This window comes from Sphingobium sp., from assembly GCF_032153725.1.
Taxonomy (GTDB): domain Bacteria; phylum Pseudomonadota; class Alphaproteobacteria; order Sphingomonadales; family Sphingomonadaceae; genus Sphingobium.
In genome coordinates this window covers 1-5,256 of the sequence record NZ_JALDYQ010000133.1, presented here as the reverse complement: position 1 = coordinate 5,256, position 5,256 = coordinate 1, and the positions used below count along the sequence as shown (strand labels likewise).

Sequence of the window (5,256 nt, the reverse complement as noted above, 5' to 3'; positions counted from 1 at the left end):
TCGTTCAGACGGCAGCACTCTACAATATAACCTACTTCAGTTCCAGGTGACTAGATGGCACAAGGACCGGAGACCGCTCGCCTGATGCCGTCGAGACGCCGGGCTTCCGGTGGGCGTTGCCGCTCGATGGCGCAGCTGGGCTAACGCAGCTTATCCAGGCCGCGCCTGACAAACCCCAGGAGATCCGCAATCTCAAGCTCGATGCATCCGGAGGCTTGAACGTCCCCGCTATGGCTTCGGCCGAACGCATCTATCGTGGCGATGCTGCCGTGATGATCTGGCAAGGTCTGAATGTCCTGACAGCGGCGGATCGGGACCAAGCCATTCGCCGATTTTGGCAGCAACATTACGATTGGATCAAAATCGACAAAGTCTCTTTTAACTTCGATGACGCGCGCCGCGAGATAAGGTTCGCCATGGAAGGAAAAGGGAACATGGGTTGGCAGACAGCGGCCGGAACCACACGGCGACGTTACTGGTCAAATGCCAGCGTAACAGCTTATCGCCCCGATTTTGTGCGGGAGGACGGATCCGACAAGTCCGCCCCGTTTGCTGTGAATTTTCCGAGCTATAGCGAAGATCATGAGACTGTCGTGCTACCAAATAAGGGGGACGGCTTTTCGCTGGTGGGCAAAGACGTCGACCAGAAACTTGCGGGGGTGGCGTATCGTCGTGCATCGACGCTTTCGAATGGCGTCGTGACAATCGCCGTGAGCAAACGCTCCCTCGTACCCGAATTCTCCGCGGCCGAAGCTAAACGAACGGAAGTCCTGCTCCGCGAACTGAACGAAGATATGGTCTATATCTTGGCACCAGTCACTTATGGCAGTCGCTGACCTCTTACAGCGCTCCTACTTCATTTCGGTAATTGCCATCGCACCTGTTGGGAATAGCCGACACATTGCGCCGGAGACCGCTTGAACTTTGCTGGCGCGAAGCGGAATGCTGAAAGCTTCTCCGCCGTCAAAGCATCAAATAGGCCCGGTGGCGAGGAGACGATAGAGCGTAGATTTTTTGGAGTGCCATCGGAGGTTATGTCGAATTCCATCGTGGTCAACCCTCCCATCGCTGCCGAGATCGCCTCTACCGGGTAGTCTTCGGTCGTGATGTCTCCGGACAAGCGCTTGGGCTGTTCATCGGCAAATTGGCAGATACGGTTGCTGCCGCCAACCGGAGTGCCCAACGTGTCCCGTTTGAACAAGGCGATCTTCAACTGAAGTGCTTCTAAAGTCGGGTCGTCCTTCTTAAGCTTACCTGCCAGAATTTTGGCGACGTGTTCGGCGAGTGCGAGCTTCTGTTGAACGCTTCCCGGTGCGTTCTCGGCCAGTGCTTCCGTAGCCAGGCGGGCCGCTGCTGGCGCCATTTGATCGTCAAGCAGCAGTAGATCGGTACTTGCCTGAACTTGCTGGTAGGCGAGAGAGGGATCGCTCTCCCCCAACGCCAGTTGGGCCAATGCAATCCACACCTTGCTATATGCCAGATAGGCGGCGGGCGCTTTTGCTTGCTCGCCGATGGTTAGTTGCTGCTGGTGAAGTTGAACCGCCCGTCGTAGATCGTCCGGGCCGGTCTTGTCGTTCGATCCATACATCTCAATCAGTTGGCTCAGGATCGGCAGCAATGCGGGCGAATTTGATCCGAAGCGACCTTCGCGTTGCGCCAGCTGCGCCTGCAACTCGTTAATTTTGGCGTCGCGCTCGTCAGTGTCGGTATATGCGGGATATAGGCCCTCGCTGATGACCCAGCGGGGGATAATTCCACTGCCGCGCGACCCGCCGATGTAGTCCGGCGATACGCCCGTTCTGCAACGAACCGTGACCGGCGTGGCGGACGGTGGAGAATCATCAACCGACTGAAGGCCGGTGTAGGAAAGACCAGCAAGAAACGTGGGAATGACCTCTGCGCGGCTTGCTGCGATCAGTTCGAGTTTCGCAAAATTGTTGGTTCCGGGGCTGCGCCAGATTGACACCGTCATCCAATCACTTGCGGTGATTCCATTTCTCCCACAGATCGGCAGCTGCGGCCGAAGCTTTCCGAGTGCTTTGGGAGAAACGGCATCCGTCAGCGACAGCCCGAAAAGCGATATCGCGGAGCCTTGGTTTGCCAAAGCGAGATCAATGGCAGTCCGTTGGACTGCGCCATGGCGCTGCGAGACATCGGGTGCCAGCACCCAAGCTCGGCGCAGCGCAGCCTGTTGTCCCTGCTTATCGCCTAAAATCCCCATCGCTCGGCTATCGACCAACTCAGCTTCCCAGCGGATGTCCACAGGAGGATTTAAACGGAGCAGCGTCTCGATCAGTGGATGCACGTTTGCCGGCGATTCGATCAACGCGATACGCGCGAGGCCGAGCCTCGCCGCTTCTAAAGATCCAGCATTTGCCTGAACGATCTCCATATAAAGGCGCCGGGCATCTGCGAGCGAACCAGATGCTTCGAGGCCCATAGCCAGGTCCGGAAGCAGGCGTAGCCGGTCTGCAGGAGTCGGTGCGTTGTCTGCCGCAAATTGGAGGAATGCAGCACCTGTGAAATGATCGCCCTGAAGTTCGCTCTGTTTTCCAATGAGGCGGGTAAGTTCAAACTCTTGGTGGGGACCACCCGATAGTTGCATCCGTTGGTCAACAAGCGCACTCAGCTCCATTCCCGCCTGACGGAGCGCCCCCCGATCGAGAGCGCGATCGATGGACACAACGTCCGCCGCTGTAAGTAGCTTCACTGCTGTCGGTGTTGCGCTGTTTACGGAACTCGCCGTCATCACGAGCGAGATTAAGGCTATGGCTTTCAAGATACCCCCCAAGCTTATGGTAGCTTGGTACACTCACCGCAGTCAGCGTCAATTTCGATTTTCGAGGATTCAATCCGGAGGAATCAAAAGATTCGGGTCCAACATGGATATCGCCTTCTTCGAGCCGGCCCCTCAAAGGCGGATCGGGAGTAAGGCTATCCCGCCTTCGCCGTAGACATGAACGAACGGCAGGTTCCAGGCATGATAAAGGGGCTGTCGAACGACCACAATGTTGGCGGATTACGACGTCGCTCCGAAACGATGATAATCCTCTTCATCTCCCTGACCCGCAGGCTGCCCGGTGATCTTGCCCCAAGCGCGCCCGATCGCTTCGGCGAGATGCTGCGGCAGGAGTCGCTCGCCATCTGGCCGCGAATGGAAGGACATGAAGCTATTTCCCCACGGCCGATATGGCTCCGGCGCCGCAAGCGGGGTTTCGACCAGAAGGAGTTGGTCGATGGAGCGGCAGCGATTGTCGCGCATCGCATCGCCCACCAGGGCGACGATCGAACGTCGGTCCAGCCGAAAAGGCGGGGTGATCAGTGCCAGCAGCCCCAGCGCCTCGGGCCGGGCCAACGCCACCTTCGTCGCCTTGAGTTGCGCGTTCGCAGCCTTCGCCTCGGCTAGAACCCTTTTGCCAGCGATCCGCAGCGTGTTCATGGCGATCGCAGGTGGCAGTTCGTGCAGCTTCACCGTCACGGTGCCAAATATCACCGGTGCTCCCATATGCGTGTGGCGCGAAAACATCTCGCCAACCGCCTCCGATGTCTCGCCCGACGCCGCCCGATCCGTAGTGAGCGACTTGACCTCGACGATCACATCGGCTGCCGGAAAAAGGATATCCGCGATCTTACCCGTATAGCTAGGCGCTGCATGATCCTCGGTCGGTTCGCCGCCCGCAGCGGTGAGCACCGACACCATCAGGTCATGCTGGTTCATCGGCCTTCGCCTCCTTCCCGCGCGGCTTTGCGGCATTGCCGCTTTGCCGCTTTGCCGCTTTGCTATATCGCGCTGCAGCGTGGCTGTCGCCTATCGATCATCATGGCGATCAACGAAAGACTGCTCTTGAGAGGCGGAGTTCACCTCGCGAACGTCCGCTATGTTTGCGGCTCAGGATGGAAAGAGGATCGTACTGTAATTCTGGGCACCGTGCAGAATGTGGATGATGACCACTTTCTCCACCTCGACCCGGAAGAAGATCAAATAATCCCCATGCACGCGCCGTCGCATGCCAGTCGCCTCATAGCGCGGCACAAGCGGGAATCGCTCCGGCATATCGGCCAAGCCCAGGCATTTTGAGCGCAGCTCATGTAAGAAGCTCAACGCCCGTTCCGGATTGTCGCGTGCGATATAGTCGCCAATCGTCTCAAGATCATATTCGGCCTCAGCCGACAGATGGACGATCATTCGTCGCCCGCACTCATGGCGCGGTATTTCGCCTCAAGGCGATCGAACACCTCCTCGGCCGACGTTGTGCGCTCTGCATCCGCGTCTGCAAGGCCCCGTGCGATCGAGGCATCCAGCGCGGCCAGGCGGGTTTCCCTATCGTGGATCAACCGCACGCCTTCGCGTAAAACCTCGCTTTTCGAGTTGTAGCGTCCCGTCGCGACGAGTTTGGTGACAAAATTCTCAAGCTGCTGTCCGAGATCCGCACTAATCATATCGAGCCTCCTTTCGGAAGGACATATCATGTTATCAACAGTTGATAAAGCACTGGCGGTGCCATGGATCAGATCGCCGACGATACCTTCTTAAGCCGGGGAATCCGACGCACGGGATCCGGTATCCTGCCCATGGCCATTCCGGCCATGGGAGAAGCACCATGGGATACTCGGACCTCGACCCTGCCGTGCATGAACGGCGCCCTTGGAATGCAGGCCAGAACGTCGGCCCCAAGCGTCCGCTCAAACCGCGCGACATCTGGGCCATCCGGTTCTACCTCGACGAACACAGGCGGCTGCGCGACCGGGCGCTGTTCGATCTGGCAATCGACAGTAAGCTGCGCGGCTGCGATCTTGTGAAGATCAGGATCGGCGATATCACCTGTGGGGGAATCATCCGCAACCGCTCGACGGTTATCCAGCAGAAGACCGGCCGACCAGTGCAGTTCGAGATCATGACCGAAGCCAGAAGGAGCCTGACGGCGTGGCTGGAACGCCGTCACGGCGCCGCTCAAGATTTCCTATTTCCCAGTCGGGTCGATTACCTCGGACACTTGAGCACGCGGCAGTATGCGCGCCTTGTCGATGAGTGGGTTTCGACAGTTGGTCTGGACAGACGGGAGTACGGCACCCACTCGCTGCGTCGCACGAAAGTATCGCTCGTTTACAAGGCGACTGGAAATCTGCGGGCGGTGCAGATCCTGCTCGGTCACACCAACATCGAGAACACGGTCCGCTATCTTGGCGTCGACATCGACGATGCACTGACGCTCTCAGAACGTACCGATATTTGATCTGCCATCGGCTTCCCGATCC

General features: G+C 58.3%; 6 protein-coding genes. 2 read left to right on the top strand and 4 right to left on the bottom strand.

Going from position 1 to position 5,256, the window contains the following annotated elements; genetic code table 11:
• Positions 1–116 precede the first annotated feature (116 nt).
• Positions 117–836 (top strand): hypothetical protein, encoded by a 720-nt coding sequence (locus RUH75_RS23170; protein WP_313809566.1) that lies wholly within the window; start codon positions 117–119, stop codon positions 834–836.
• A gap of 20 nt (positions 837–856) precedes the next feature.
• Here RUH75_RS23170 and RUH75_RS23165 read toward each other — a convergent pair whose 3' ends face one another.
• The 4 genes from RUH75_RS23165 to RUH75_RS23150 form a co-directional block, all read right to left on the bottom strand.
• Positions 857–2,749, bottom strand: a complete 1,893-nt coding sequence (locus tag RUH75_RS23165) for an energy transducer TonB (protein ID WP_313809565.1) — start codon at positions 2,747–2,749, stop codon at positions 857–859.
• 270 nt (positions 2,750–3,019) lie between these two features.
• Positions 3,020–3,718, bottom strand: a complete 699-nt coding sequence (locus tag RUH75_RS23160; protein ID WP_313809564.1) for a hypothetical protein — start codon at positions 3,716–3,718, stop codon at positions 3,020–3,022.
• A 171-nt stretch (positions 3,719–3,889) separates the two neighbouring features.
• Positions 3,890–4,186 carry a type II toxin-antitoxin system RelE/ParE family toxin gene (locus RUH75_RS23155; RefSeq protein WP_313809563.1) on the bottom strand — a complete coding sequence of 99 codons (297 nt, stop codon included), beginning with the start codon at positions 4,184–4,186 and terminating at the stop codon, positions 3,890–3,892.
• Positions 4,183–4,440: a type II toxin-antitoxin system ParD family antitoxin gene (locus tag RUH75_RS23150; protein WP_313809562.1), complete on the bottom strand. Its 258-nt coding sequence runs from the start codon at positions 4,438–4,440 to the stop codon at positions 4,183–4,185. The genes RUH75_RS23155 and RUH75_RS23150 overlap by 4 nt, the downstream gene beginning before the upstream one ends.
• 161 nt (positions 4,441–4,601) lie before the next feature.
• On the opposite strand from RUH75_RS23150, the gene RUH75_RS23145 reads away from it, so the two are divergent.
• Positions 4,602–5,234, top strand: a complete 633-nt coding sequence (locus RUH75_RS23145) for a tyrosine-type recombinase/integrase (RefSeq protein WP_313809561.1) — start codon at positions 4,602–4,604, stop codon at positions 5,232–5,234.
• Positions 5,235–5,256 lie beyond the last annotated feature (22 nt).

What these genes read in the sequence shown, in the direction of transcription:
- RUH75_RS23150 (WP_313809562.1), bottom strand. Translation starts at nt 4,440, where the DNA reads ATGATTAGTGCGGATCTCGGACAGCAGCTTGAGAATTTTGTCACCAAA.
- RUH75_RS23160 (WP_313809564.1), bottom strand. Translation starts at nt 3,718, where the DNA reads ATGAACCAGCATGACCTGATGGTGTCGGTGCTCACCGCTGCGGGCGGC.
- RUH75_RS23155 (WP_313809563.1), bottom strand. Translation starts at nt 4,186, where the DNA reads ATGATCGTCCATCTGTCGGCTGAGGCCGAATATGATCTTGAGACGATT.
- RUH75_RS23165 (WP_313809565.1), bottom strand. Translation starts at nt 2,749, where the DNA reads ATGACGGCGAGTTCCGTAAACAGCGCAACACCGACAGCAGTGAAGCTA.
- RUH75_RS23145 (WP_313809561.1), top strand. Translation starts at nt 4,602, where the DNA reads ATGGGATACTCGGACCTCGACCCTGCCGTGCATGAACGGCGCCCTTGG.